The sequence below is a fragment of the Rhodococcus quanlei genome (assembly GCF_055231015.1).
The window spans coordinates 102,850-127,790 of record NZ_JBUYWD010000024.1; the positions used below are offsets into that span (position 1 = coordinate 102,850).

Sequence of the window (24,941 nt, forward strand, 5' to 3'; positions counted from 1 at the left end):
GTACCTTCAGGTGCGGGGTTCTACGCATCTCGGACATCAGGTGCTGCGATACTGCTCGTCATGCTGTTGGCCTACATTGACGAGATCGGCGAGACTGGAGCCTTCGTTTCTCACGATGACCGTCGATTCAACACAAGTCCGGCCTTCGGCTACGCCGGTTTCGTGATACCCGTCACCAACGCGCGGGCCTTCGGTGCCGTCTTCACCAGGAACAAGCGTGACCTGTTCAAAACAGATATCGGAGACAATGACCCGTCGTGCTTCGAGCGCAAGGGTGCCAGCATCTTTCGACCCACGACTGCCAACGAGTACCCCCATCAGATCCGCGTATTCAACAGTTTGGTTGGTCAGGTGCGCAGCTTCGGCGGCAACCTGTTCTATTACGCGGACGAGAAGCAGATTGGCACTCCGAAGCAAACGAAACTCGACACTGATGCACGTGAGACTGCGGCCATGCGTGAGACACTCAACCGGCTAGCGCGTCACACCCAGAACTCGGGTGAATCCTCCCTCTTGGTGATGATCGATCAGATCAATGAAAAAACTCGCATCGAGCGACTGCAGCAGATGTATGGCCACATCCTCGGCCGCGCCTCAGATTTTCCCGAAATGAAGCTCATCGTCGAACCTCCCATGCACGTTGACAGCCAACTCAGTGCCAACATCCAGTTCGCAGACTGGGTTGCCGCGTATATCACGAGGGCCATCGACTATCACCTGATCGACGCCTCTCGGTACAAGTGGGTTACTGACGACGCGATCCTGCCAGCGGTGCGAGGATCATTCACCAATGAGTCGAAGCTGCACCTGTGGCAACGATCAGTCACTGACCTGCACCATTCCCAGTTACTCAATAGCGTGCGGTCGATCCACCCGCGCGCGAGCGGGCGCCTACTCGGCACTGAGCACGCGGAGCGACTCCGGAAGATCAAGGCCGCCGCTGAGCGTGCAAGCGCTAGATTCAGCGATCAGTACGGCTACTCGGGCATTGCGGTGCCCGAAGTCGGCCGGCTACGTCGTTGGCAGTTCGGCGGACGCGCGGATGCAGTGGGACCGCAACAACACCCAGAGGTCGAAGGTTCAAATCCTGTCCCCGCTACGAATGTGGCCCGCAGCCATGACGATTCGATCGTCGGCTGCGGGCCACAGCTTTTTCTGCCACTCTGGACAGATGAGCACTGTCGACGCGGTCGTCATCGGCTCCGGCCCCAACGGACTGGTCGCCGCGGCAGCCTTGGCAGACGCCGGATGGGACGTCGTCATCCTCGAGGCCCAGACCACACCGGGCGGTGCGGTGCGCAGCGCAGAGTTGTTTTCCGGGTTCCGCTCCGATCTGTTCAGTGCGTTCTACCCGCTGGCAGCCGTCTCCCCGGCCTTGGCGGCCCTGGAACTGGAGTCGCACGGTCTCGAGTGGAGTCACGCGCCGTATGCACTCGGGCACGCGCGCAGCGCCCAGGACACCGACGCTCCCGTCATCCATGGCGACGCACGCGACACTGCCGCCGATCTCGAGCAGCGCCACCCTGGGGACGGTCGCGCGTGGCTCGATCTGGCGGAGCAGTGGCACCGCGTGAAAGAACCGCTGACAAAGACCCTGTTCGACCCTTTCCCGCCCGTTGCCGGACCGCTGGGTCTGCTACGCACCCTCGGCACCGGGGACGCGCTCCGCTTCGCCCGCTTTCTGGCGCTGCCAGCAAGGCGTATGGCGCACGAGTTGTTCGGTGGCGACGCAGCACGGGTGCTGTTGCTCGGCAACGCCATGCACGCCGACGCTCCCCCCGACGCACCAGGAAGCGGAGTCATGGGGTTCTTGCTGACCATGCTCGCCCAGGACACGGGGTATCCCGTTCCGGTCGGCGGCGCAGGTGAACTGTCCGCGGCGATGGTGCGCAGGGCGACGGCAGCCGGCGCCGACCTCCGGTGCGGCGACCCGGTCGTCTCCGTCGAGGTGCGCGGTGGGCGGGCGGTCGGTGTCACCACAGCCTCGGGGACACGGGTGCGTGCGCGCCATGCCGTTGTCGCCGACGTTTCGGCACCCGCGCTGTTCGGCGCACTCCTCCCGCACGAGGCGGTGCCCGGCGGACTGCGGCGCGATCTCGAACGATTCGAGTGGGATACTCCCGTGGTAAAGGTCAATTATGCTCTGAACCAAAAGATTCCGTGGCGCTCTCCCAGCCTCTCCAGGGCCGGAACGGTGCACCTGGGCGCAGACGACAACGGACTAGTTCGGTGGATGGCAGACCTCAGCACCGGTGTGGTGCCCGCATCCCCGTTCCTCCTGTTCGGGCAGATGACCACCGCCGATCCGTCGCGGTCGCCGGAGGGAACCGAAAGCGCCTGGGCCTACACCCATCTCCCCCGGGACGTCACCGACGATGCATCGGCCGAAGTTCTGGCCGACCGGGTCGACGACCTCCTCGAGGCACACGCACCCGGATTCACCGACGCGGTGGCGGGCCGCATGGTGCAGCGCCCGTCCGACCTGGAATCCGCGAATGCGAATCTGGTGGGAGGAGCGGTGAACGGTGGTACAGCCCAGTTGCACCAGCAGCTGATGTTCCGTGGCCTCGGCCGGGCGGAAACGCCCATCGCCGGGTTGTTCCTCGGCAGTGCTTCCGCTCATCCCGGCGGCGGAGTTCACGGCGTATCCGGTTTCAATGCCGCCAAAGCCGCTCTCGGGCAGAGGGGAGCGTTGGGGTGGATTCGCCGGAGGACGACCAGCCGGCTCCTGGAAACCTTGACCCACGGTCGGTGAGGAACCACCCCGTTTCGTGTGTTTTGGGGTTTCATCCGAACATCGTTGGTGCCGGGTGAGGGTGTCCGGCTCTTCGCGGGGTCGGAGCACCGAGAACTGAACTACCGCGCAAGCATCCTCTCGATCGCGGCGATCGCCCGGTCGATCATTCGCTCGAACAGTTCGTCGCTGGTTCGATTCGGAAGCATTGTGGCACTGCGGGACACGGGAGCCTCGATGTCGGGGTGCGAGTCGAGCCACATCTTCGGTACCGGATCCTGCATCGCGCGGCGGATCGTCTCGTCGGACCGATCGTAACGGTAGTCGATGAGCAGCGCGTACCCGAACAGGTCGACGAGGAACTGTGCATGCCACGCGAGGGCATCCTCGAGGTCCAGTCCGAGATCGGTGAGAAACGCGAGCATCCGCTCGGGACGCAGGATGCGATGCGGGTGGAGTTCGGACCTGGTGACGGTCTCGTCGAGCGAGAACAGCAACGCCCGGCCCAGCCTGCGGTACAGCTCCCGCGCCTCCACGTAGAGCCGGCGAACCGAACCTCGCCAGTCGTCGGTGTCGAAGTCGTGCTCGGGTTGGAGCTCCATCATGCGCGCTGCGACGAGATCGATGACGTCCTGCCGATCTGTCACGTGGTTGTACAGCGCGCGCACGGTCACGCCGAGTCGGGCGGCGAGGTTGCGCATCGTCAGCGCGGTGAAGCCGTCGTCGGCTGCCAGGTCGAGTGCGGTCTCGGTGATGAGTTCGCGGCTGAGTGGCGGTGCCGCGCTGTCGCGACGGGGTCGGCCGCGTGGTCGTCCTGCGGTGCGGTCGTCGGGGCTGGGCATGGTGGTCACGGTACCGGGCCGAACATTTAATACATGCGCTGTTGATTTACTGCGGACTGACGCCTATCGTTCGTGAGGTGACCCTTACCTCACCGGAAACGCTGGGCTCGATCGTTGCCCGTCACCGCGTCGGCCTCGTCTTCTCCGCCTTGTTCGCAATCGTGGCCGGCGCCTGCTCACTCGCCCCCTATGTGGCGGTCTACGCCGTGACGGTGACGCTGTTCGACACACCCGGCGCAGACTTCTCGGCGATCGGCTGGATCGCGGCTGCCACAGCACTGGCGATCGTCGTGCGCGCGATGTGCTCCGGCCTGTCGACCCATATCGGGCATGTCGCCGCCTACAAGATCCTGGCCGACCTGCGCCGCGCCATCGCACGGAAGCTGCAGCATCTTCCGCTGGGCCGAGTGCAGGCACGCTCCGCCGGCGAGATGAAGAAGCTTCTGCACGACGACGTCGAGCAGATGGAGGAGGCTCTCGCCCATGGTGTTCCTGACATCGCCGCTGCGGCGGCGGTCCCGATCGCGACGACGATCGTCCTGTTCGTCGTCGACTGGCGACTCGCACTCATCGCGCTGGGCGCACTCGTCCTGCTGGTGATCGTCTCCGGCGTCGGTATGGCACTCGCCTCGAAGGACAATGCTGCCCTCGCCGAACACACTGCCGTTCTCAACCGTTCGGTACTCGGATACCTTCAGGGAATCAAGGTTATTCGCGGATTCCTGCGGCCCGACTCCGGATACGATCAGGCGCGCGAGTCGATCCGGACAGGCGAAGCACTCGAGATCCGCACCACTGCCGGACCGCTCCGGTGGTTGGTCGCGGTGATGACGGTCGCTACCGGGTTCGCAGTGGCCCTGTTGATCCCGACAGCGGGAACCTCGTTTGCGAACGGCGAGATCGGGCTCGCCACGCTCGCCTTGTTCCTGCTCCTGGGACTCGGCTACCTCACGCCGATCATCGGGTTGGTGGGCACCATTGCGACGATCGTCGCCCGTATCGAGTTCTCCGCGGGCACGATCAGGGGTATCCTCGCCGAGAAGTCATTACCAGAACCCGAAACACCGCGTGTTCCAGGTCGTTTCGATATCGACTTCGACAGCGTGTCCTTCGCCTACTCCGGCGACTCCGCCCCGGTGCTGACCGATCTCGACCTGCATATCGCGCAGGGCACACGATTCGCATTGGTGGGCCCCACCGGCGCCGGGAAATCGACGGTTGCGCGCCTGGTCGCGCGGTTCTGGGACACCACATCAGGAGCGGTCTCCATCGGTGGGGTCGACGTCCGCGACATTCCGCAGGCCGACCTGGCCCGGCTGGTGGCATTCGTACAGCAGGACGAATACCTTTTCGCGGCAAGCCTGCGTGAGAACATTCGCGTCGCCCGGCCCGATGCCACCGACGCCGACGTGGAGGCCGCTGGTCGTGCCGCGCAGTTGAATACACTTGTCGCAGACCTCCCGGACGGGTGGGATACCGAACTACCGCCAGGCGGAGGCACTCTCTCCGGTGGTCAACGGCAACGGGTCTCGGTTGCGCGGGCACTTCTCAAAAAGGCACCCGTGATCGTGCTCGACGAGGCAACCGCCTCACTCGACGCGGCCACCGAACAGGAGACACTCCACGCCGTCCGTGAGCTGACCGAGGGACGCACAGTAATTGCGATCGCCCACCGGTTGAACACGATCCGCGACAGTGATCGCATCGCCTATCTCGACGACGGCGCGGTCGCCGCGGAAGGAGCCCACGACGATCTGCTCGAGCACAGCACCGGCTACCGAACGCTCTGGGACTCCTACACCCGAGCAGCCGGGTGGCACCTCGACCGGGACGACACGCACCCACTCGTTCCTCCCATCGTCCGACATGCGACGCCTGTGCCCGCCGATGAGAAGCACGACGCCGAACGTGTCGTCATCACCCCCGGCATCGGAGGACTCGGCTTCACCCGCCAATGGGTGTCGCTGCTCGGTCGGGGATGGCCGGCGCTTCTGCGTCGCGGCCTCCCGAAGCTTCTGCTCGAGGGTCTGGTACGTGGAATCCCCCTCCTCGCAGTGTTCCTCGTCCTCGATGCCGCGATCGACAGCGCAGCGGACGGGACGGGGTTCGACACCGGATTCGTGTGGCAGGTCACCGCAATCCTGGCGGCCGGGCTCGTCGCGCGGCTCTTGGCTGCGCAGTGGGCCAACGGCACCGTATGGACCGTTGCCGCGAACAGCAAAGCCGACCTGCAGATGTCTGTTGTCGAACGACTGCGGCGCGTACCTCTCGGATTCTTCTCCCGAATAGACAACGGCCGCATCACCACGCTCATCGCCAACGACATCCCGATGCTGGACTTCCAGAACGTGCCCCAGCAGATCGTCGGCGCCCTGATCCAACCCCTCTACGTCACGATCATCCTGCTGATCGTGGATTGGCGCCTCGCGCTCGCCGCGCTGATCGGGCTTCCGGTGTTCTGGCTGCTGACCATGTGGAGCGACCGCATCTATCATCGCGTGTTCGTGGACGTGCACGCCGCACGACGCGACGCGACGATGATCCTCGTCGAGCAGGCCAAGGGCGCGTCGGTGCTGCGGGGAAACCCCGGCTCGTTCATCGCCACCCGATTCGACACCGCCGTCGACCGGTTGCGGCAGGCGTCGATCGCCATGTCGGTACGCGCCACGCCCGCGATCGGTCTCGGGTCGATCGCTGTCGAATCCGGTCTCGTCGCGCTCATCGCGATCGGCGGCGCGCTGTACGCGTCGGGTGCGGTGGCCGCGACCACACTCCTCGTGTTCCTCCTGCTCTCGCTGGTGCTTTACCAGCCGATCCAAGAACTCAATGCACTCGCCGGATACCGGCACAACCAGCAGCAGATCGCGGCGAAGATCGCCGAGGTGTGGGACACTCCGGTCCTGCCTGAGCCCGAGACCCCTGCGGTACCTGCCGACACGTCGATCGAGTTCCGCGAGGTCGGGTTCTCGTACGACTCCGACGACGGCGCCGCCCGTGCGGTACTCGCGGGGGTGTCGTTCATCGCGACCCCAGGCACCATCACGGCGTTGGTCGGGCCGTCCGGTGCCGGCAAGTCGACCATCGTGAACCTCACCGCGCGACTCTGGGACGTCGACACCGGATCGGTACTGATCGGCGGGCAGGATGTGCGCGACCTCGGTTCCGATACCGTGATGCGGTTGGTCACCACCGTCTATCAGGAGGTGTACCTGTTCAATGACACCGTGCGCTACAACGTTGCGCTAGGCAAACCCGACGCCACCGATGACGAGATCTGGGCGGCATTGGAAGCCGCGCAAGCCGACGACGTCGTCCTGGCGTTACCCGACGGCCTCGATACCGTCGTCGACGACGGCGGCGTGAGCCTGTCCGGTGGACAACGACAACGACTGTCGATTGCGCGTGCGTTGCTGAAGGATTCGCCGATCCTCGTCCTCGACGAAGCGGTGGCGTCGGTAGATCCCGACACCGAGTCCCGCATCCAGGATGCTATCGGACGGCTCGCTGCGGGCCGCACCGTGTTGGTGATCGCGCACCGAATCGACACCGTCCGCAACGTCGATCAGGTCATCGAAGTGCGGGACGGAACGGCTGTCGTCGGCGTGCCGGCGATGTGACGCGGAACGCCATCCGATCAACGCGGTCACGCCGATCTTCCTACCTCGGGGCCGCGGGTAGGAATCGACGATCACCGGTGTGTGATCACTGAGGGGAACCCGAATGTGCGGGTGCACTGCGGTAACGAATGGCCGACGGTCTCACGTTTCGCTGATGACGATGAGAGCGGTGCCGACTCGAGGTGACCGGATGCCGGTAACGTACGGCGATGCGCTTGAACCAGGTCACCGTCAGCGTCACAGATATCCGTCGCACCGAACGCTTCTACTGTTTGCTGGGCCTGACGCTCATCGTCCGGGACGAGAACTACCTGAGATTCGTATGCCCCGACGGTGGCAGCACGTTCTCGGTCGACCGCGTCGACACGATCACCACCGGTGGCGCGGTCCGAATCTACTTCGAGTGCGATGATCTCGATGCCCGCTGTCGGCGACTGGTCCACGCCGGGGTCGTGTTCGACCAGGCACCCACGGACATGCCGTGGCTGTGGCGAGAGGCGCGCTTGCGCGATCCGGACGGCCACCTGCTGTGCTTGTTCGACGCCGGGGTCAATCGACTCAACCCGCCCTGGGCGATCCGCTAGGCCGATCACGCCACTCTCGCCCAAGACGGCCATCCGCGAAAATTCCTGTATCACATCGAATCGGCGAAAAGTGGCTTATCGTATCGGGTGTGACGGTGCAGAGCCGCCCATGAGTAAGGGTTCCAAAGTCGGGGGATACCAACCTCATACAAGGGGACGATCATGGAAAGTGTGTTATTCGGTCTGAACAGCGCTTTGAACAGCGGGATCACGCTGGGCCTGGCGAACACGGTCATCACTCTCGGTGGCCTGATTTTCAATCTGGACGTGGATGTCAACAACTTCGGATTGCAGTAGGGCGTAGACATACGCAGCGCGAACGCGATCGTCGATCCACGCATGTAAGTCGCTGCCGCATGCGATGATCTGGAAGCATTGCAACCGGATCAAAGGTGGGCCTGTCATGCAGCACGAGGAATCGAGTTTCTCCGGTGTCGGCGGTACACGCATCGTGTACGACGTGTGGACTCCCGAACAGAAGCCGCGCGGCGTGCTCGTGTTGTGTCACGGATTCGGCGAACATGCCCGGCGATACGACCACGTGGTTGCACGGCTCGGCGAGCTGGGCCTGGTCGTGTATGTGCCCGATCATCGCGGCCACGGCCGATCGGGCGGGAAGCGAGTTCACCTGCGGGAGTGGAGCGAATTCACCGATGATCTCCATCAGCTGTTCGGGATCGTCGGACAAGATCGCCCCGGCCTCGACACGTTCTTGCTCGGTCACAGTATGGGCGGTGCCTTGGCGTTGTCGTACGCGCTGGACCATCAGCAGGATCTGAAAGCGTTGATGCTGTCGGGACCAGCCGTGGATGTCACCGAGGGCACCCCGAAGGTGGTTGTCGAACTGGGCAAGATCGTCGGGCGCTTCCTTCCCGACGTACCGGTTCAAACTCTCGACTCGTCCGCAGTGTCACGAGATCCCGAGACCGTCGCGAAGTACCGGAACGACCCACTGGTCCATCATGGCAAGGTGCCGGCAGGTATCGCGCGTGGGCTGATCGTCAACGGTGAGCGCGTGCAGGAGCGGGTCTCGACGTTGACGATTCCCCTGCTGCTTCAGCACGGAAGCGACGACAAGCTCGCGAATGTGAACGGAACCAAGATGATCGCCGAACATGCTGAATCCGAAGACCTCACGGTGAAGATCTACGACGGTTTCTTCCATGAGGTGTTCAACGAGCCCGAGCCCGATCGCGACCGAGTGATCGACGATCTGATCGAGTGGTTACGTCCTCGCGTCGCCTAGGGACGCTCCGAGCAGGGTGCGGTCAGGACGCCTCGGAGTGACTTGCGTCGAGGTGTTCCTCGAGCACTGCCATCTGAACCTTCTTGGCCTCCGCGTGCACGGCGCGCCCGTGATCGGTGACGTCCACGAACACCCCGCGGCGGTCTGCCTGGCACAGAGCCCGCATCACGAGGCCGGCCTTCTCCAGGCGTGCGACTGTTCGTGACAGTGCGCTGGGGCTGAGGTACATCTCCGAGGCGAGGTCCTGCATTCGGGCTCGCTCGCAGGTGGTGTCGATCAGACGGTCGAGCGCCTCGAAATCGCTCATGCTGAGGCCGTGGGCGTGCTGCATCTCGCGGTCCAACTCGCAGGCGACGGAGTTGTACCGAACCAGCAGTGCACGCCACTCGGCACGCAGTTCTGCCTGTGAGCTCATGCCCGCACCTTAATGCCCACCGGCGATACATGCAAGCGAATTAAATGCGAACACAATTAGTGTTTGCGCATTGATTGCACATGCACTTACATTCGTTCCGTGACTATCCGCGAGAGCGCACCCGCGCTCACCACAACAACTGAACCGACCACACCCGAACCCGCGGCAACTCGGCCGACAACGCAGAACACCTCACAGGTGTGGACGCCCCGACTGTGGGGTCTTCTGGCCGTCCTCTGTCTCGTCATGTTTCTCGACGGACTCGACGTATCGATGGTCGGCGTGGCGCTACCCTCGATCGGCACGGAACTCGGGCTGTCCACCACATCGCTGCAATGGATCATCAACGGATACGTCCTCGGCTTCGGCGGGTTGCTTCTCCTCGGCGGACGCACCGCGGATCTGCTCGGGCGCCGACGCGTGTTCCTCGTCGCCCTCAGCGTGTTCGCCCTGGCTTCGCTGGTCGGCGGGCTCGTGGACGACGGAACCTTGCTCATCGTGACTCGTTTCGTGAAGGGACTCGCCGCAGCCTTCACCGCCCCGACCGCGATGTCCATCCTCACCACCACGTTCAAGGAAGGTCCGGCACGCAACCGGGCGCTGTCGATCTTCTCGGTCTTCGGAGCCAGCGGCTACTCGTCCGGCTTGATCCTCGGAGGCGTGCTGACCAGCGCCGGCTGGCGTTGGACGTTCCTGATGCCCGTCCCGTTCGCGGTACTCGCACTGGTCGCCGGTGCCGTGCTCGTTCCCCGCGACCGGCCCGCGGATTCGGGTGGGCACGACATCGTCGGCGCGCTCACTCTCGTCGGCGGCATGATGCTGACCGTCTACACAGTCGTGTCCGCGCCGGAACGAGGGTGGACCGACCCGCTGACGTTGGCGTCGTTCGCCCTGGCAGCGGCCCTGCTGGCCGCGTTCGTGTCGACCGAGAACCGAATCGCCCATCCCCTGGTCCGGTTGGGCATCTTGAAGGTGGGCTCCATCGTGCGAGCGAACCTCAGCATCGTCGCCCTGTTCGGCAGCTACCTGAGCTTCCAGTTCATGATGACCATCTTCTTGCAGTCGGTCCTGGGCTGGTCTCCGCTGAAGATGGCGATGGCCTTGCTGCCGGCCGGCCTCATCGTGGCCATCGGCTCACCCTTCGTCGGCAGGCTCATCGACCGGTACGGCACCTCACGGATCATCATCGCCGCGCTGACGTCATTGAGTGCGGGATACCTGTGGTTTCTCTTTCTCGGCAGCAACGACCCGTCGTACCCCGTGGCAATCCTGCCGAGCGTGATTGCGCTCGGCGTCGGCTTCGCGCTCGGCTTCACATCGATCATGGCCCAGGCCACGTCGGGAGTCGACGACTCCGAGCAGGGCCTGGCGTCCGGATTGGTGCAGACGTCCGCCCAGGTCGGTGCGGCGCTGGTGCTGGCATTGACGACCGCCCTCGTGACGGCCGGCTCGCACTCCGCGGAGGGAGCCGTCACCACCGGGTTCCATCAGTTCCATCCGGGACTGGTACTGGTGACAGGCGTGGCGCTGGTCGGGTTGGCGATCACCACGTCGCCGCTGATCCGCAAGCCCTGACAGAAACCCTGCCCTGGCAGCACCCACAATGCCCCCGTGCACGACGTGTGCGGGGGCATTCGAGTCGCACGGTCAGGCAGAGCGACGCGCCGACGTGCCGAGTGCACGCTCGGAGAAGGCCACCGCCGACCGAATGATCTCCCGGCTCTCTCGCATCGCCTTGCCGATCACCGGGAATGCATGAATCTGCCCGCTCCAGATGTGCGTTTCGATGGTCATGCCGAATCGATCGAAGTTCTCGGTGGTGATCTCGATGTCCGGGCGCATGATCTCGTATTGGGCCGACGAGAAGAAGACCGGCGGAAAAAGATTCGGATCAGCCCGAACCGGTGACTGCGCACCGACGATCGACTCCGATCCTGCCAGCCAGCGGTCCTTCAGCTTCGCGACCTGTGACATCGGCAGATACGCATCGAGCTTCATGAAGTCCGGATCGTGATCTTCCATGTCGAGATTGAGCAGCGGCGAGAATCCGAGCACGGCAGCCGGTGGCGTGAGCCCACGCAGCGCGGCGATCTCGGCGACCTTCATCGCAAGGTACCCACCGGCGGAATCCCCCGCGACGATGATCTTCCCCGGGTTGTCGCAGGTTTCCAGCAGGTCGGTGTACGCGTTCATCGCGTCGGAAATCGAGACCTCGATCGGCCCTTCGGGGAGTTGACGATACGCCACCGAGATCACCGGAACGCCCGCCTGCGCGGCCAGCATGCCGCACATCGGGCGGTGCGTCGCCAACCCGCAGAATACGAACCCGCCACCGTGGAGGTAGAGGATGGTGGCGCCATCGAGGTCCCCCGACGCCTTGTGGGAATGATTGACGCGTTCGCTCGGGACACCACCCAGCGTCAACTGTTCGACGTCGAGCCCCTTCGGCACCGGAAGGTGGCCGACGAGGTGATCCAGCCACGCCAGTTTGTCGATACCCTTGTCCGTGAGCGGCCACAGCGTGAACACCGGCTTCACGAAAATGCGGACGAACCAGAAGGTCAACCGGGCGCGCAGACTGACGTCCCAGTGCCACACCACCGAATCACGGGTTCGCATGTGCGTTCCTCCACTTCGTTCGTAGACGAGCAGCCGTACCAACAGAACACTATGACACCCGTCACACATCAATTCGCCCGGGAGTGCGGCAAGGAGCAAATCCGGGGCACCCTGGGAGTAGCTCGTCAGGAGGTAGCGCGTGTTTGCAGATCCCAGGCTCCCGGAATGGCTGGAGTACATCCTCGGTCTACTCGGATATCGCTGGTGAATCAGGTTTGCTGGTGACCATTCCGGTCACGCGGCTTGCCGAACAGTGCCAGAGTCGACTCATGACTTCTCGGTGTGTCGACAGAGGTGATCGGTGATGTCCCGTCCGGTTCAGGTCGTGGTGCTCGGAGCGGGTTCCTGGGGAACGACTGTCGCGGGCCTCGCGGCACGCAACACCCCCACCTTGCTGTGGGCGCGAGGCGCCGACACCTCGGACGAGATCAATACCGAGCACCGTAATTCGAAGTACCTGGGGGACCGTGCGCTCCCGGAATCGATGCGCGCCACCGACGACCTGATCGAGGCGGCACGGGAAGCGGATGTGCTGGTCGTCGGCGTTCCGTCGCATGCAGTTCGGGCAACTCTGGGCGAGATCACCAACGAGGTACGCGCCTGGGTGCCGGTTCTGTCGCTGTCCAAGGGACTCGAACCGGGTACGCGAGCGCGACCCACCGAGGTGATCGCCGAATGTCTGCCCGGGCACCCCGTCGGCCTGCTTGCGGGACCGAACATCGCCCGCGAGATCGTCGACGGGCTAGCGGCCGCGTCCGTGGTCGCCACCCAGGACGATCGGGTGGCGACGGCGCTGCAACCGCTGTTCGCGTCACCGGTGTTCCGGGTGTACCGCAACACCGATGTTCTCGGTTGTGAACTGGGCGGGATTCTGAAGAACATCGTTGCGATCGCGTCGGGAATGGCGGACGGGCTCGGGGTCGGCGACAACACGCGTGCGATGGTGTTGGCCCGTGGTCTCGCGGAAATGTCCCGGCTCGGTGAGGCGATGGGGGCGAACCCACGCACCTTCGCCGGCCTGACCGGGATGGGCGATCTGATCGCCACCTGCATGAGCCCGAGTTCGCGCAATCGGCGCGTAGGTGAAGCGTTGGCGCGCGGACTGTCCGTCGACGAGGCGGTAGCCGAGCTGGGCCAAGTGGCCGAAGGCGTGAAAACGGCGCCGACGGTGATGGAACTGGCGCGAGATTACGGCGTCGACATGCCCATCGCGGCAGAGGTAGAAGCGGTCGTCGCGGGACGGCAAAGCGCGGAAGGTGCATATCGAGGTCTTCGCCGGGTGACACCGGGCGGCGAGCACGAAGTGGCGTGAACTGCACAGTCTTCGAGCATTGACGATTCTCATGCTTTCTACCGAAATTCTTAGATTTGGGTAGATTTGCCTGACAAAGCCTCTGGTCTCGCCCTTCGCGGATCCCGTGTCCCGGCCGATTCCGATTTGGATTCGGATGCGCCCGGAGATTCGGCTGTCGCCAACAAGTCCCGAGCAGTTAACAATTCGCTATGACGCACTCGTCGCCGCATACCGGACAGCGGTCGCCCTTCACGCGGGCCGCCGTCACCTGGGTTCCCAATTGTCGGGTGTGCCATAGCGATACCGGGTCGTCGGTCGAATAGTCGACCAGCTACATTGTGCCGATGTTGAACCTCCGCCTCGGTATCCGGGCCCGGGTACTGGCAATCGCATTGGTCCCAAGCCTGGTACTGCTCGGCGTAGGTGTCGGTGCAGCAGGATATCTGGTGAGCGAGGGCCGACAGGCCGAGCAATGGGCGGCAGCCAACCGGGCTGCCGTGGGTCACGCTCGTGATGTCGTCGCCGGAGTGCAACAGGAACGGTTGTTTTCACTGTGGTATCTGTCCGGCCAGCGCAACGACCCTGCCGCGCTCACCGCAGCCCGGAACAATCTCGACACCGCATTCGAGGAACTGGCTCCATTCCAAAAACAGCTCGAGAACGCCTCGGGGGGCACCATCGCCGGCGACACGGGTGGATTCGATACCTTGAGAACTCGCCTACCCCAGATTCGCGGTCAGATCGATGCCGGAAGAATGTCCATCGCTGATACGTACAGCCTCTACAACCGGATTCTCGATGCGGTTGCACTCGGCACCAACATCATCACCTCCAGGGCTCCCAGCGCCCAAGTCGGTGTCGGACTACTCAACGGGGTGCGCCTGCTGCACGTGACGGAGGGAATGTCACGTGCAGCCGCGCTCGCCGTGGCCGAACTACGGGGGCAACTCGACACCGGTCCTTTGCGTAACGAGTATCGGGATCGGGTCGGCTTCTATCGAACCGCCCTTCCCCAGCTTGCTGCCGACCTGGGTTCACATCCCGTAGCGGACAGACTCCAAGCAACTTTGTCCTCTCCCGAATGGCAGCAGGTGACCGCCATGGAGAACTACCTCATCAGCCCGCCGGAGACCGACGGAGACGGCGACGTCGCACCACCGCCGATGACCCTCGACCAGTGGCGCACCGCGCAAGAGCAGCTGTCCACCAGCGTGATCGACTCATGGAACCGCCTGAACAACCAGGCGAACCAGTACGCCGCCGATGAAGGACAGCGCACCGCAACGAACGCACTGTGGGTGGGCGGTGCTGTACTCGCGCTCGCGCTCGCAGCATTCCTGCTCTCGCTATGGCTGGCCAACCGGCTGATCGGGCGGCTCGAACGCTTACGCAAGGAAACTCTGGACCTGGCGGAAGTCGAACTACCCGAAACCATGCGCAAGCTCAGCGTGGGCGAGCAGATCGATCCCGAAGGCGCACACCTGGACTTCGGCCGCGATGAAATCGGCTCGGTGGCACAGGCATTCAACCGTGCACATACTGCTGCCATCACCGCGGCAGCCACCGAGGCACGCACACGTGACGGCGTGCGCGCAGTGTTCCTCAACATCGCCCACCGAAGTCAGATGGTCGTACACCGGCAGCTCGAGGTACTGGACGAGGCCGAAAGGCGCGAAGAAGATCCCGCCATGTTGGAGACATACTTCCGACTCGACCACCTCGCAACCCGCGAACGCCGCAACGCCGAGAATTTGATCATCCTCGGTGGCGGCGTACCCGGCCGCCAGTGGCGCAATCCGGTGCCACTGTTCGAGCTGGTGCGTAGCGCGATCGGCGAGAGCCTCGACTACACGCGGGTACAAACCCGTCGCATGCCCAGGGTGTTGATTCTCGGCAACGTGGTCGCAGACCTCATCCACCTGCTCGCCGAATTGGTCGACAACGCGACAGCGTTCTCCCCGCCGCAGTCGCGCGTCGAGGTGAGCGGCAACGAAGTCGGCAAGGGGATCGTCATCGAGATCACCGATCAGGGCATGGGAATGTCCGTCGAGGAGCTCGAGCGTGCCAACGAGATGTTGCGCAATCCCCCGGATTTCGGACTCGAGACGCTCTCGGCGACCTCGAAACTGGGCTTGTTCGTCGTGTCCCAGCTGGGTGCGCGGTACGGAATCTCGGTGCAGCTCACCGACTCCGAGTACGGTGGCATCCGGGCCATCGTGCTGGTGCCCAACGCGCTGGTGGTTGGGGACGCGGCGCCCGCGGGCAAACATCTGTCGGACCGGTTCGCTGGACGCGGTCCCGACGCCGCCCCCACCGACCCCCGATCACTCGATTTCACCGGACCCGACTCGGCTGCGGTGGGTGTCGCACGGCATACGACCCCGATTCCCATACCGCCCACCGAACAGTCGGTGCAGGCCGTCTCACCACCCCAGGCGTGGACAAGCCCCGAGCCAACCGACGGCCCGCCACGGGCCGTCCCCCCGGAACATCGCGCGCCGTCCCTGTGGGAAGAGCCCACAGCTCCCGCTCGGGAACCGGAGGCTGCGACCCCACAACCGGCGCCCGGTACCACCGGTGACGACCGCCCAAGACTGCCTCGTCGTCGCCGGCAGAGAAATCTGGCACCGGAACTGGCGCACGACTTCGCCGTCGACACGCAGGCACAGCAGCAGCCACCGCCGTCAGCGGAACAAGCGCGAGATGTGATGTCCTCCATCGCATACGGTACTCAGCAGGGTCGCCAGTCGGAACCCGAACCTGGAGACACAACCAAGAACGAAAAGGATGGTGAAGGTGACTACTTCCAACCCGGGTGACCTCAACTGGCTTCTCGACGATCTGGTCGACCGGCTTGCGGGAGTGCGCTACGCCGTCGTGCTTTCCACCGACGGGTTGCTCCTGGGGCAGTCCACGTCGGTGAGCCGCGACGACGCGGAGCACTTCGGCGCCATGTCGTCCACTCTGTACGGCCTCGCACGCAGCGCCGGGCATCGCTTCCAAGGTGGTGGTGTTCGCCAAGCCGTCATCGAACTCGACCATGCGGTGCTGTTCGTGACAGCGGCCGGAAGCCATGCGTGTATCGCATTGCAAGCCGACAACAACGCGAATCTGGGTATGGTCGCGTACGAAATGAACCTGACCGTGCAGCGCCTCGGCAGCTATCTGTCCACCGATCCTCGTAAACCCGTTGCCGAGCGTGGAGCGTAGATTGCCATGACCCACACAAACGAACCGTGGTTCGACGATGCGGCTGGTCCGCTGGTGCGCCCCTACGCCGTTACACAGGGCCGCACCATGGGGGCGGGTCACGATCTGGACATGCTCACACTCGTAGTGACGGTGTCCACCCCTCCTCGACTGCGACGAGTCGAACCCGAGTACGCGGCGATCGTGCAGTTGTGTAGCACTCCGCAGTCCGTGGCCGAAGTATCGGCACACCTGGGTTTGCCGCTGGCGGTGAGCAAAATTCTCGTCGGTGACCTCATCACCGAGGGATTCCTGGACTTCCGTTCCCCCTTCGGCAGTGACTCCAACGACGACATCGCCGGGACCAACGACATGAACATTCTGCAAGCAGTACTCACCGGAATCCGAAAGCTGTAGAACCTTGCCTGATAATGAGTCGTCAGCCGATCTGGCTGCCTCGGTCAAAATCCTCGTCGCCGGTGGCTTCGGAGTCGGTAAGACCACGATGGTGTCCGCCGTCAGCGAGATCGCACCACTGCGTACCGAGGAAACGATCACCGAATTGTCCACCGGCATCGACGATCTGTCGGGTGTGTCGGGTAAGACCACGACGACAGTGGCTCTGGATTTCGGACGTATCACCCTCGACGAGAATTTTGTTCTGTATCTGTTCGGTACGCCCGGACAGGACCGATTCTGGTTCCTGTGGGACGAACTGGCACGCGGCGCCCTCGGTGCCGTCGTTCTCGCAGACACCCGCAGGTTGGAGAACTCGTTCGCCGCCATCGACTACTTCGAACGGCGCGGTGTCTCGTTCATTGTCGCGGTGAACTGCTTCGACAATGCCCCGGTCTACACGACCGATGAGGTTCGCGACGCACTCGATCTCGGTACCGAAACCCCGGTCCTGCTGTGCGACGCTCGCAATCGTGATTCGTGCAAGTCCGTGCTGATGACGCTCGTCGAAAACCTCATTGCCCGGGCAGCGGTCGACACAGCTATCAAAAGTGCCTGACAAACGCAGGTTCCACGATCCACCAGCCGCCGACCGCCAGACACGCAACGGTCACCGTCAGCGATAATCCAACCCAGACCAACGCCGGAATCCGGGTGAGCCGGGCCAACTGGTCGGCGTCCGAATCCGGTGCGCGTCTCCGCCACCGCGCACGCTGCAGTTCGAGCACCGGACGCGGGGCAGCGATCAACATGAACAAGGTGATGAGGTAGGCCGCGAACACCTGCTGCCCCTGCGTTCCGAACCAGACCAGCGCGAACAGCAGCGCGCCCACCGCTCCCAGTGACAGCACACCGTAGAGGTTGCGGACCAGAAGCAGCATCAAAGCGATGGACACGACACCGATCCACAGCACCGCGACGGCGTGACCGGTGCCCAACACCCAGGCGGCTCCCAGCCCGAGCACCGCCGGACCGACGTACCCGGCGAACGTCATCAGCACCACGCCGAGCCCCGTCGGCTTACCCGACGAGACCGCCACACCCGACGTATCCGAATGCAAACGGACACTCTTCAATCGGCGGCCGACGAGAAACGCCACCAGCAGGTGTGCGCCCTCGTGGACGATCGTGACCACGTTGCGAGCAATTCGCCAGACGTGTGGCTCGAGTACGAGAATCAATGCCGCAAGTACGGCAACCCACACCGTCGCCGCACCGGGAGCAGGGCTGATCGCGCTCATGCGCTCCCAGGTGGACTGAATATAGTCTGCCGCAGCAATGATCTCGTTCATCCGAGCCGAGTGTACGGGCGACCGTGGTTACTGCTGGCGGCGTGCCAACTGTGGAATGAGTCCACCTGCCAGTACGTCGTCGACCTGGCGAGGGGAAAGCCGGTGCCTCACCGGAATCTCCACTTCACGGGTCGAATTCATCACAGCAAGACGGGAACCGGAACGAATGCTTTCGCGCACGCCTTCAAGTTGCAGGGTGTCCCCTTGCTCCACCTTGTCGTAGTCGTCCGGGTTCTCGAATTCGAGGGCCAGTACTCCGAAATTCGCCAGGTTCTGCCAATGGATGCGGGCGAACGACTTCGCGATCACCGCCCGCAGCCCGAGGTAGCGCGGGGTGATGGCCGCGTGCTCACGGGACGAGCCTTGGCCGTAGTTGTCTCCGGCCACGATGACATGACCGGTGGTATCCGACGATTCCCCCGCCCGTGTCGGATACGACTCGTCGACCTGAGTGAACGTGAACTGGGCCAACTTCGGAATGTTGGACCGAAACGGCAGGGCACGCGCACCGGCCGGCGAGATCTCGTCGGTCGAGATGTTGTCGCCGACCTTCAGGAGCACCGGAGCCTCCATGCGGTCGGGAAGTTCGGGAAAGTCCGGCAGCGACGAGATGTTCGGTCCCTTCACCAACTCGACACCACGGGCCTCGTCCTCGGGTAGCGGCGCAACCAGCATCGCCGTATTGACCGAGGCGTCGGCCGGCAGATTCAGCGTCGGATAGTCCATACCGGCATCAACTGCCCAGTCACGCGGGTCGGTGATCACACCGGTCAACGCCGAGGCAGCCGCTGTCTCCGGCGAGCACAGCCACACCGAATCTTCCTTGGTGCCGGAGCGTCCCGGAAAGTTGCGGGGCATGGTGCGTAGCGAGTTTCGTCCCGTGGCCGGTGCTTGACCCATACCGATACATCCCATGCAGCCGGCCTGGTGGATGCGAGCTCCCGCAGTGATCAGGTCCAGGGTCGCGCCCATCTGCGTCAGATCGGAGAAGATCTCCCGCGACGTCGGGTTGACGTCGAAGCTCACGCCGGGAACCGTCTGCCGACCCGCGACCATAGCGGCAGCGATGGCGAAATCACGCAGTCCAGGGTTCGCCGACGAACCGATCACCACTTGGCTGATGCTCTCCCCCGCCACCTCGCGCACCGGGACCACATTCCCGGGCGACGAGGGTTTCGCGATGAGCGGTTCGATCGTGGACAGGTCGATGCTTTCGTGCACGTCGTACTGCGCGCCCTCGTCGGCGAGAAGTTCCACGTAATCTGCTTCGCGTCCCTCTGATCTCAAGAACTCACGTACCGCCCCGTCGGCGGGAAACACCGAGGTGGTGGCCCCGAGTTCGGCGCCCATGTTCGCGATCACGTGGCGGTCCATCGCGGTGAGCGTGGCAAGCCCCGGGCCGTGGTACTCGATGATCCGGTTGAGGCCACCTTTGACTCCGTGGCGCCGAAGCAGTTCGAGGATCACGTCCTTCGCAGAACACCATTCGGGAAGCGAGCCCGTCAGCTCGACTCCCCAGATCTGCGGCATCCGCAAGTTCAGCGGTCGACCGGCGATGGCCACCGCCACTTCGAGTCCGCCGACACCGATTGCGAGCATCCCCAGGGAACCCGCGGCGGGAGTATGCGAATCGGACCCGACCATCGTCTTGCCGGGAATTCCGAAACGCTGCATGTGCGTCGGGTGCGATACTCCGTTTCCCGGTTTCGAGAACCACAAACCGTAGCGCGCCGCCGCCGTACGCAGAAACTCGTGGTCTTCCGCGTTCTTCTCGTCGGCCTGCAGCAGGTTGTGGTCGACGTACTGCACGCTCAGTTCCGTCTTGATCCGGTCGAGATCCAGTGCCTCGAGTTCCTGCATCACCAGAGTGCCGGTGGCATCTTGGGTGAGCGTCTGATCGATGCGGATCGCAATCTCTTCGCCGGGCTCCATCTGCCCCGACACAAGGTGCGACGAGATAAGTTTGCTGGCAACCGTCTCCGGCATGGTCGATCCTCGATTCCGTGTCACTGGAGCTGTACCCCAGCATGCGCTGACGCAATCGATTCATCAATCTTCCGGAATCTACCGAAACCACTAGAGAGACATAGAGAGTGCTAGCGCCCTGTGAGTGGTTAACGAGTCTCTGGACTCGTCAACCACTCACAGGGCGTAGCCCTTCAGTCGTTCTGGCTGCGCAGGTACCGTCCGAAATGCGGCACCGTGAACCCGATCGAACCCCGTTCCGCCGAGTAGATGAGCCCCTTCTTGATGAGCCCGTCCCGCGCCGGTGACAGCGACGCCGGCTTACGTCCCAACTCGGTGGCGATGGACGCGGTGGCAACCGGCCCGTCGTCGCCCGCCAGGTCAGCCATTGCGCGCATGTACTCACGTTCGGCGGGCGTGGCCCGCTCGTACCGGGACCCGAAGAAGCCGACGGCCAACTCCTCCTCCGCGGTCGGGGACGCCACCCGCACGTCCTCGGCGGTGATCGGACTGACTGCCGCCACGTCCCACGTCGCCTTGCCGTACGCCTGCACGAAGTACGGATATCCGTCCGCTGCCGTGTACAACGCGTCGAGGGCTTCGTCGGTGAACTTCACGTCCTCCCGCTCGGCGGGGGCGATGAGTGCCCGATCTGCGGCATCACGCTCGAGCCGGTCGATGCGGTGATAGCTGAACAGGCGTTCCGAGTAGCTCTTCGATGCCGACAACACCGCAGGCAGATGCGGTAGTCCGGCACCGACCACGATCAGCGGCGCCGCGTCCTGGCTCAGTTCGTGACAGGCCCCGCACACCGCCGATACGTCCGCCGGTCCCAGGTCCTGCATCTCGTCGATGAAAATCGCGATGCCGACGCCCACGTCTCTGGCCAGGGAGGAGGCGTCGAGGAGCAATTCGACCAGGTCGATTTCGATATCGCCGGAATCCGCCCGCCCCTTCTTCGCGGGCGCGTCGATGCCCGGCTGCCAACGCTCACGCATTCCCTTGTCGGCGGTGGCTCGCAGCGCGAACGACTTGAGAACGCCGAGGAACTCCTCGACTCGTTCGGGGTCCCGGTGCGCCGGCGCGATCTCACGGACCGCCATGTGCAGCGCAGACGACAACGGTCGACGTAGGTCCTGGTCGGGCCGTGCCTCGATCTTGCCGGTCCCCCACCCACGGGAAATGGCGGCGGATCGGAGGTGGTTGAGCAGCACCGTCTTCCCGACACCTCGCAGCCCCGTCAGCACCACACTGCGTTCAGGTCGCGCCCGCGCAATGCGCTCGAGCACCACGTCGAACGCCTCGAGCTGCTTGGTCCTGCCGGCCAACTCGGGTGGACGCTGACCGGCACCGGGCGCATACGGATTGCGGACGGGATCCATCGCTCGACGGTAACAACCAGAATCGGGATATCTGCGGTGATCTAGCGCGTGTCCTAGACATCACTAGTAATGGCAACAGAGCCCGGAATGACGATCCAGCCGGGGCGACGATCGCGGGAGTTGACCATGCCGTAGGGGCATGGTGTTGCGTTGTCGTGGGCGGTCGACCGACCGCTCCGTGAACCCGGGCGACCGGGACCACGCACGATGCTGACACCGATCGGAGTCCGAATGTCCACGGTGACCCACGATTCCCTAGCCGATTTGATCGAGGTCGAGGGGACTTCTTTGCCGATCCGCAGTTCGGTGGCGCCTCGATCTCGCCGGACGGGACGCGGTTGGCCTACTTGGCGGCGAAACATGGGGCGGCGAAACGTGTGGGTACGAGGCATTCACGAGGACCATGACGACGCGGTGTGCGTCACTCACGACGGTCGACGTGGAATTTCGACTTTCCACTGGACCGAAGATTCCCGCTAGTTGCTCTACCTGCAGGACACCGACGGTAACGAGGACTGGCATCTCTATCGGGTGGGCCTGGATCCGTCGTGCACATGGAACAAACTGAACCTGCGGTCAGCGTGCTGCTCGACCGCAACGGTTGCGCAGCCTTCGAAACCCTTCAGGCCGAGGACGGCGCGGTCGAGATCTCCGCGGTGGACCCGGAGACCGGAGACCGGCGGCTCCTGCGTCGTCTGGGCGGTCCCGAGCACCCGCTCGGCGTCTACCCGCAGCTCGTGACGCCGGACGGGAAAGGCCTTTTGGTCGGCAGTTACCAAGACTCGGACGAGCTGCGGCTGGTCCGCATCGACCGGGACAGCGGCGAAGAAACCGTGGTCTGCGCCGTGGAGGGGCACGACCTGTGCACGGTAGGCGTACATGCCCCCGGCGTGCTGCCACCCACCGTCTTCACGAGCCGCCGCACCGGTGAGGTGATGGCTGCTCGGTTCGTCGGAGACAGACCCCGAATCGAAGTGGTCGACCCGCACTTCGCCGAAATCCACACGGAGCTGGAAAAGCTGTCCGACGGTGTGCTGGGCACACTGTCGTCGGACGTGTCGGAGCAACGGTGGGTCGCAACGTTCATTCACGACCGCGACCCGGCGGTGGCCGGGTTCTACGATCACGCCACCGGTGAGAGCAGGCAGCTGTTCCGGCCGGATCCGCACCTGGCCCCGGCAGCGCTGGCCCCGATGACGGCTGTGGGCTTCCCTGCCCGCGATGGGCTACCTCTGCACGCCTTCCTCACACTCCCGGTCGGAGTCGAGTCGCAGAACCTGCCGCTCGTTCTCCTGGTCCACGGCGGCCCCTGGGCTCATGACACCTGGGGATACAGCCCGGAGGCGCAGCTGCTGGCGAACCGCGGTTATGTGGTGTTGCAGGTAAACTTTCGAGGTTCGACGGGCTACGGCCGACGCCACCTTACTGCTGCTATCGGCGAGTTCGTCCGGGCGATGCACGACGACCTTGTCTACGCCGCTGACTGCGCCGTCGCCCAGGGGTATGCCGACGCGAACCGAATCGGCATCTTCGGTGGCTCCTACGGCGGGTACGCGGCACTCGTCGGCGTCACCGTTACCCCCGATCATTTCGCCGCAGCGGTCGACTACGTAGGCATCTCCGACCTGGCGAATTTCTTGCGTTCGATGCCTCCGTTCGCGCGCACCCATTTCACCAACAATTGGTACCGCTACGTCGGCAACCCCGACGACCCCGCCCAGGCAGCAGATATGGCCTCCCGGTCGCCCATCACCATGGTCGACCGGATCCGCATCCCCCTGCTGGTTGTCCAAGGCGCGAACGACGCACGCGTCGTCCAGGCGGAATCCGACAATATCGTCCGATCCCTGCACGATCGAGGGGTTTGAACTGTTCGACACTTTCTGAGCGAACGTGAGCATATGTGCACCTGTCTGAGCGGGTGCGTTGGCTGAGTGATGTTTGTCCTCAGCCTGCGGGAGCCATGCCGGTGATTGTCGACGGGATGCGTCGTGAGGAATCGACGCCGACCTGGTTCGGCGGGTTGCGCGCGCAGTGGGTAGGTGATTACCAACGAGTGCACTGGGGAAATGGTGTGAGAGAGGGGTTCCGATCAAAATGGGAGCCGCCCCGAAGTGCGGGCGGCGTATCGATGTCGGACCCTTCTGCAAGTGTGGTGATCGTGGAATATCGCGGCGGTCTGCCCCAGTGGGGAGTCGAGTACCTCGCCGCCGTGCTGGCCGGCCGTGGCCCCACGCTTGTCGGCACTTCGGTGGGGGTGTGATGGCCCGGTTCGAGGTTCCGGAGGGGTGGGTGGTGCAGGCGTACCGGTTCGCGCTCGACCCGACCCCGGCCCAGCAGCGGACCCTGTTTTCGCATGCGGGTGCGGCGCGGTTCGCGCACAACCACATGCTCGCCTTGGTGAAAGCGGTGATGGATCAGCGGGCGGCGGAGCGCACCTACGGTCTCGCCGACACTGATCTGACACCCGCACTGGGGTGGTCGCTGCCCGCACTGCGGAAGACCTGGAACGCTCGTAAGGACGACTATGCGCCGTGGTGGGGTGCGAACTCGAAGGAGGCCTACAACACCGGTCTCGACAGCCTGGCCCGCGGATTGGACGCCTGGAGCCAGTCGCGTAAAGGTGCGCGGGCGGGGAAGGCGGTGGGGTTTCCGCGGTTCAAGACCGCGCGTGCGCGGCGGATCGAGTCCGGGACCGCACGGATTTTGTCGGCCACGGTCACGCAGGATTCGTCGGGGCGATGGTCTTGCTCGTTTCAGACTCTCGTGGCGGCCAAGACCCGGCCCGCGCACGCGTCACGGTCGCCGTATCCGGTGGTGGGGGTGGATGTGGGAGTGAAGGCCGACAGCCTCCTGGTGGTCGCCACCCCCGACGGGACCGAGATCAACCGAGTCCGGGCGCCGAAGTCACTCACCGCAGCGCAGGCCAGTCTCCGTGTGTTGCAACGCAAGGCCGCCCGCCAGCACGGCCCCTACGACCCGGCCACGAAGACCCGGCAAAGACCGTCGGCGCGGTGGCGACGCACCCAAGCCCGAATAGGGAGAACGCATGCGCGGGCCGCTGCGATACGCCGGGATGTGGTGCACAAGGCCACCACCACCCTCGCGCAACACCACAAGGTCGTCACCGTGGAGACGTTGAGCGCCGCCGGTATGCGCCGTGCTGGTGGCGCCTACACGAAGGGCCTCAACCGTGCCCTCGCCGATGCCGCGTTGGCCGAGGTGCGACGGATGCTCACCTACAAAACCGCCTGGTATGGGTCCACGGTGGTGGCGGCGGACTGGTTTTATCCCTCATCGAAGACG

General features: G+C 64.2%; 19 protein-coding genes and 2 pseudogenes. 15 read left to right on the plus strand and 6 right to left on the minus strand.

Features of this window, described 5'->3' with window-relative positions; genetic code table 11:
• Positions 1 to 60 precede the first annotated feature (60 nt).
• Positions 61 to 642: pseudogene (locus ACZI8Q_RS17750) on the plus strand (DUF3800 domain-containing protein); the annotation flags it as partial.
• A gap of 529 nt (positions 643 to 1,171) precedes the next feature.
• Complete coding sequence (locus ACZI8Q_RS17755; RefSeq protein WP_463374884.1) at positions 1,172 to 2,755, plus strand: phytoene desaturase family protein; 1,584 nt, start codon at positions 1,172 to 1,174, stop codon at positions 2,753 to 2,755.
• Positions 2,756 to 2,856: 101 nt separating this feature from the next.
• Here ACZI8Q_RS17755 and ACZI8Q_RS17760 read toward each other — a convergent pair whose 3' ends face one another.
• Entirely contained in the window at positions 2,857 to 3,576 is a 720-nt protein-coding gene (locus ACZI8Q_RS17760) for a TetR/AcrR family transcriptional regulator (protein ID WP_463374885.1), read from the minus strand.
• 77 nt (positions 3,577 to 3,653) lie between these two features.
• Between ACZI8Q_RS17760 and ACZI8Q_RS17765 the strand changes: the two genes are divergently transcribed.
• From ACZI8Q_RS17765 to ACZI8Q_RS17780, 4 genes are all read left to right on the plus strand, one after another.
• On the plus strand, positions 3,654 to 7,193 hold the full coding sequence (locus ACZI8Q_RS17765) for an ABC transporter ATP-binding protein (RefSeq protein WP_463374886.1): 3,540 nt from the start codon (positions 3,654 to 3,656) through the stop codon (positions 7,191 to 7,193).
• A 209-nt stretch (positions 7,194 to 7,402) separates the two neighbouring features.
• Positions 7,403 to 7,777: a VOC family protein gene (locus ACZI8Q_RS17770; protein ID WP_463374887.1), complete on the plus strand. Its 375-nt coding sequence runs from the start codon at positions 7,403 to 7,405 to the stop codon at positions 7,775 to 7,777.
• A 162-nt stretch (positions 7,778 to 7,939) separates the two neighbouring features.
• Complete coding sequence (locus tag ACZI8Q_RS17775) at positions 7,940 to 8,074, plus strand: hypothetical protein (RefSeq protein WP_463374888.1); 135 nt, start codon at positions 7,940 to 7,942, stop codon at positions 8,072 to 8,074.
• Between the two features lie 106 nt (positions 8,075 to 8,180).
• A complete protein-coding gene (locus ACZI8Q_RS17780) occupies positions 8,181 to 9,023 on the plus strand; it encodes an alpha/beta hydrolase (protein WP_463374889.1) in 843 nt (280 codons plus the stop codon).
• Between the two features lie 22 nt (positions 9,024 to 9,045).
• Here ACZI8Q_RS17780 and ACZI8Q_RS17785 read toward each other — a convergent pair whose 3' ends face one another.
• Positions 9,046 to 9,438, minus strand: coding sequence for a MarR family winged helix-turn-helix transcriptional regulator (locus tag ACZI8Q_RS17785; protein WP_463374890.1), 393 nt, complete (start codon positions 9,436 to 9,438; stop codon positions 9,046 to 9,048).
• A gap of 63 nt (positions 9,439 to 9,501) precedes the next feature.
• Here ACZI8Q_RS17785 and ACZI8Q_RS17790 point away from each other — a divergent pair, with 63 nt between their 5' ends.
• On the plus strand, positions 9,502 to 11,013 hold the full coding sequence (locus tag ACZI8Q_RS17790; RefSeq protein ID WP_463374891.1) for an MFS transporter: 1,512 nt from the start codon (positions 9,502 to 9,504) through the stop codon (positions 11,011 to 11,013).
• Between the two features lie 72 nt (positions 11,014 to 11,085).
• Here the strand turns inward: ACZI8Q_RS17790 and ACZI8Q_RS17795 are convergent, their stop codons facing one another.
• Positions 11,086 to 12,057, minus strand: a complete 972-nt coding sequence (locus tag ACZI8Q_RS17795; protein WP_463374892.1) for an alpha/beta hydrolase — start codon at positions 12,055 to 12,057, stop codon at positions 11,086 to 11,088.
• Positions 12,058 to 12,361: 304 nt separating this feature from the next.
• On the opposite strand from ACZI8Q_RS17795, the gene ACZI8Q_RS17800 reads away from it, so the two are divergent.
• The 5 genes from ACZI8Q_RS17800 to ACZI8Q_RS17820 all read left to right on the plus strand — a co-directional run bounded on the left by ACZI8Q_RS17800 (position 12,362) and on the right by ACZI8Q_RS17820 (position 17,555).
• Positions 12,362 to 13,369 (plus strand): NAD(P)H-dependent glycerol-3-phosphate dehydrogenase, encoded by a 1,008-nt coding sequence (locus ACZI8Q_RS17800; protein WP_463374893.1) that lies wholly within the window; start codon positions 12,362 to 12,364, stop codon positions 13,367 to 13,369.
• A 326-nt stretch (positions 13,370 to 13,695) separates the two neighbouring features.
• Entirely contained in the window at positions 13,696 to 16,170 is a 2,475-nt protein-coding gene (locus tag ACZI8Q_RS17805; protein ID WP_463374894.1) for a sensor histidine kinase, read from the plus strand.
• Complete coding sequence (locus tag ACZI8Q_RS17810) at positions 16,139 to 16,561, plus strand: roadblock/LC7 domain-containing protein (RefSeq protein ID WP_463374895.1); 423 nt, start codon at positions 16,139 to 16,141, stop codon at positions 16,559 to 16,561. The genes ACZI8Q_RS17805 and ACZI8Q_RS17810 overlap by 32 nt, the downstream gene beginning before the upstream one ends.
• A gap of 6 nt (positions 16,562 to 16,567) precedes the next feature.
• Positions 16,568 to 16,957 (plus strand): DUF742 domain-containing protein, encoded by a 390-nt coding sequence (locus tag ACZI8Q_RS17815; RefSeq protein ID WP_463374896.1) that lies wholly within the window; start codon positions 16,568 to 16,570, stop codon positions 16,955 to 16,957.
• 88 nt (positions 16,958 to 17,045) lie between these two features.
• Positions 17,046 to 17,555, plus strand: coding sequence for a GTP-binding protein (locus ACZI8Q_RS17820; protein ID WP_463374907.1), 510 nt, complete (start codon positions 17,046 to 17,048; stop codon positions 17,553 to 17,555).
• Here ACZI8Q_RS17820 and ACZI8Q_RS17825 read toward each other — a convergent pair.
• From ACZI8Q_RS17825 to ACZI8Q_RS17835, 3 genes are all read right to left on the minus strand, one after another.
• On the minus strand, positions 17,542 to 18,237 hold the full coding sequence (locus ACZI8Q_RS17825) for a M50 family metallopeptidase (protein WP_463374908.1): 696 nt from the start codon (positions 18,235 to 18,237) through the stop codon (positions 17,542 to 17,544). The two genes, ACZI8Q_RS17820 and ACZI8Q_RS17825, sit on opposite strands and share 14 nt — an antisense overlap.
• Positions 18,238 to 18,315: 78 nt before the next feature.
• Positions 18,316 to 20,274, minus strand: a complete 1,959-nt coding sequence (locus tag ACZI8Q_RS17830) for an aconitate hydratase (protein ID WP_463374897.1) — start codon at positions 20,272 to 20,274, stop codon at positions 18,316 to 18,318.
• Between the two features lie 173 nt (positions 20,275 to 20,447).
• Positions 20,448 to 21,635 (minus strand): AAA family ATPase, encoded by a 1,188-nt coding sequence (locus ACZI8Q_RS17835; RefSeq protein WP_463374898.1) that lies wholly within the window; start codon positions 21,633 to 21,635, stop codon positions 20,448 to 20,450.
• A gap of 665 nt (positions 21,636 to 22,300) precedes the next feature.
• Here ACZI8Q_RS17835 and ACZI8Q_RS17840 point away from each other — a divergent pair.
• The 3 genes and pseudogenes from ACZI8Q_RS17840 to ACZI8Q_RS17850 all read left to right on the plus strand — a co-directional run.
• Positions 22,301 to 23,500, plus strand: a pseudogene (locus tag ACZI8Q_RS17840) (alpha/beta hydrolase family protein); the annotation flags it as partial.
• A gap of 266 nt (positions 23,501 to 23,766) precedes the next feature.
• A complete protein-coding gene (locus tag ACZI8Q_RS17845) occupies positions 23,767 to 23,898 on the plus strand; it encodes a hypothetical protein (protein WP_463374899.1) in 132 nt (43 codons plus the stop codon).
• Positions 23,898 to 24,941, plus strand: a 1,044-nt coding sequence (locus tag ACZI8Q_RS17850; RefSeq protein WP_463374900.1) for an RNA-guided endonuclease TnpB family protein, incomplete at its 3' end; no start/stop codon positions are given. The genes ACZI8Q_RS17845 and ACZI8Q_RS17850, both read left to right, overlap by 1 nt.

Bases quoted from the DNA above. Each gene is read 5' to 3' on its own strand.
- ACZI8Q_RS17805 (WP_463374894.1), top strand. From the start codon at position 13,696: ATGTTGAACCTCCGCCTCGGTATCCGGGCCCGGGTACTGGCAATCGCA.
- ACZI8Q_RS17800 (WP_463374893.1), top strand. From the start codon at position 12,362: ATGTCCCGTCCGGTTCAGGTCGTGGTGCTCGGAGCGGGTTCCTGGGGA.
- ACZI8Q_RS17825 (WP_463374908.1), bottom strand. From the start codon at position 18,237: ATGAGCGCGATCAGCCCTGCTCCCGGTGCGGCGACGGTGTGGGTTGCC.
- ACZI8Q_RS17815 (WP_463374896.1), top strand. From the start codon at position 16,568: ATGACCCACACAAACGAACCGTGGTTCGACGATGCGGCTGGTCCGCTG.
- ACZI8Q_RS17795 (WP_463374892.1), bottom strand. From the start codon at position 12,057: ATGCGAACCCGTGATTCGGTGGTGTGGCACTGGGACGTCAGTCTGCGC.
- ACZI8Q_RS17785 (WP_463374890.1), bottom strand. From the start codon at position 9,438: ATGAGCTCACAGGCAGAACTGCGTGCCGAGTGGCGTGCACTGCTGGTT.
- ACZI8Q_RS17810 (WP_463374895.1), top strand. From the start codon at position 16,139: ATGGTGAAGGTGACTACTTCCAACCCGGGTGACCTCAACTGGCTTCTC.
- ACZI8Q_RS17845 (WP_463374899.1), top strand. From the start codon at position 23,767: ATGTCGGACCCTTCTGCAAGTGTGGTGATCGTGGAATATCGCGGCGGT.
- ACZI8Q_RS17755 (WP_463374884.1), top strand. From the start codon at position 1,172: ATGAGCACTGTCGACGCGGTCGTCATCGGCTCCGGCCCCAACGGACTG.
- ACZI8Q_RS17820 (WP_463374907.1), top strand. From the start codon at position 17,046: ATGGTGTCCGCCGTCAGCGAGATCGCACCACTGCGTACCGAGGAAACG.
- ACZI8Q_RS17760 (WP_463374885.1), bottom strand. From the start codon at position 3,576: ATGCCCAGCCCCGACGACCGCACCGCAGGACGACCACGCGGCCGACCC.
- ACZI8Q_RS17830 (WP_463374897.1), bottom strand. From the start codon at position 20,274: ATGCCGGAGACGGTTGCCAGCAAACTTATCTCGTCGCACCTTGTGTCG.
- ACZI8Q_RS17775 (WP_463374888.1), top strand. From the start codon at position 7,940: ATGGAAAGTGTGTTATTCGGTCTGAACAGCGCTTTGAACAGCGGGATC.
- ACZI8Q_RS17780 (WP_463374889.1), top strand. From the start codon at position 8,181: ATGCAGCACGAGGAATCGAGTTTCTCCGGTGTCGGCGGTACACGCATC.
- ACZI8Q_RS17770 (WP_463374887.1), top strand. From the start codon at position 7,403: ATGCGCTTGAACCAGGTCACCGTCAGCGTCACAGATATCCGTCGCACC.
- ACZI8Q_RS17835 (WP_463374898.1), bottom strand. From the start codon at position 21,635: ATGGATCCCGTCCGCAATCCGTATGCGCCCGGTGCCGGTCAGCGTCCA.